The organism is Actinoplanes sp. NPDC089786, from assembly GCF_040684855.1.
In the GTDB taxonomy this organism is placed as follows: domain Bacteria; phylum Actinomycetota; class Actinomycetes; order Mycobacteriales; family Micromonosporaceae; genus Actinoplanes.
The window spans coordinates 1-1,539 of the sequence record NZ_JBFBGU010000076.1 but is presented as its reverse complement, the minus strand read 5'-3'; the positions used below and the strand labels follow the sequence as shown (position 1 = coordinate 1,539).

Sequence of the window (1,539 nt, the reverse complement as noted above, 5' to 3'; positions counted from 1 at the left end):
GTAACTGGATAGGTGCCTGATTTGGGTGTGGGTATGCGGCATCGTGGACCGTGACGGTCGGGTGGTGGTTGCGGGTCAGGCGGGAGCGGGAGTCCAGGGGTTGCCGGTGGCGGCCTGGATGAGGGCCTCGAGGGTGTCGATACCTTGCCGGGCGGCGGTGGCGATGTAGCTGCGGATCGCGGCGAAGTGTTCGGCGCCGGTCATGGTGCGCATGCTGCCGGAGACCTTGACGCGTAGTTTCGGCATGCGGATCGTGCGCTCCGACGCATTGTTGTCGAACGGCACGGCGGGATCGGTGACGAAGCGTAGGTAGTCGTCGCGGCGGTCGCGGAGCCGGACGAACAAGGCGTGATGCTTGCGTTGCAGTTTGCTGGCCCGTGTGGCGGTGGCGTGGGCGCCGAGGACGACCGCGCTGGCCAGGATGTGCTGGTAGCGGGCCACTTGCTGCGGATCGGGGGTCTGCTCGGTGGTGCGGGCGTCGGCGACGAGCCGGTTCAGCCGGCGCAGGGCGGTGACGGCCTGCTGGGCGTGATCGGCGACCGGGCCGGTGGCGGTGTCGATCACGTAGATGAGCTCTCGCAGCGCGTGGGCACAGCAGAGTTGATGGTCAACGGCGAGGTAGGTGTCGTAGGGCGCCCATGCGTCATGGACCGCGACTCCGGTGAACGCGGGGAGGATCCCGATGGCGTCCATCGCTTTAGTGCCGCGTTTCGCGTGCACCGCGAGGAGTACATCCGTGCTGGTGGACGCGGAGTGCAGCCAGGCGAGGCGGCCTTCGACCCGCATCCCGGTCTCGTCGAAACCGGCTACCGGCGCGTCGGTGATCCGCCCGGCGATCACCGGCAGCACCCGGTCGATGATGCCCAGCGCGGTGCGTTTCACCCAGCCCGCGACCGTGCCGGACGCGACCGGCAACCCGAACAGATCCTTGAGCGCGGCGGCGGTCCGCGAGACCGACAGGAACTGTCCGTGCAGCAGATACACCCCGATCCCGGCGAGCCGAGGCCCGTACACGATCGGCGCGACCGCCTCCGCGGGAGCCTGGGCGGTGGTGTGATGCCCACACCCGCAGGCCAAGGTGATCAGTTGGTACTCGGTCACCCGCGGTTTCACCGGCGGAACATCGACAACCTGCCGCCAGGTCATGTCGACCTCGACCGCGCCGGCCAGGCCGTTACCGCACCCGGCACACACCGTCGGGACGTGCCGGACCACGTCCGGATCCGCGAAGCGTTCCAGAGTGACCCCGTCTTGGCCTTTCGGCCGTCCCGGACCCCGACCTGAGCGTGACCGCAACGACTTCGGCGCCGGTTTGGCCAGCCCATCCGACGACGGCGGTTTCGACGAGTTCGCCGAGGACAACTTCAACCGGCCCTCGAGATCAGCCACCCGCGCGAGAGTCTGCTCCAGCAGACCGGTCAACTCCGCGACCCGCGCCACCAGATCGTCATACGACGGCGGCGGCTGAGCGGACACAGCCGGTCAACCTACCAGCCTCCACACTAGACACCCGAACCGCCCGACGACCTATCCAGTCAC

The 1,539-nt window shown here is 68.5% G+C and carries 1 protein-coding gene; it reads right to left on the bottom strand.

Annotated features, from left to right (window positions below; all coding sequences use genetic code 11):
- Positions 1-75: 75 nt before the first annotated feature.
- Positions 76-1,476, bottom strand: a complete 1,401-nt coding sequence (locus tag AB0O15_RS47955) for an IS66 family transposase (RefSeq protein ID WP_364334937.1) — start codon at positions 1,474-1,476, stop codon at positions 76-78.
- Positions 1,477-1,539 lie beyond the last annotated feature (63 nt).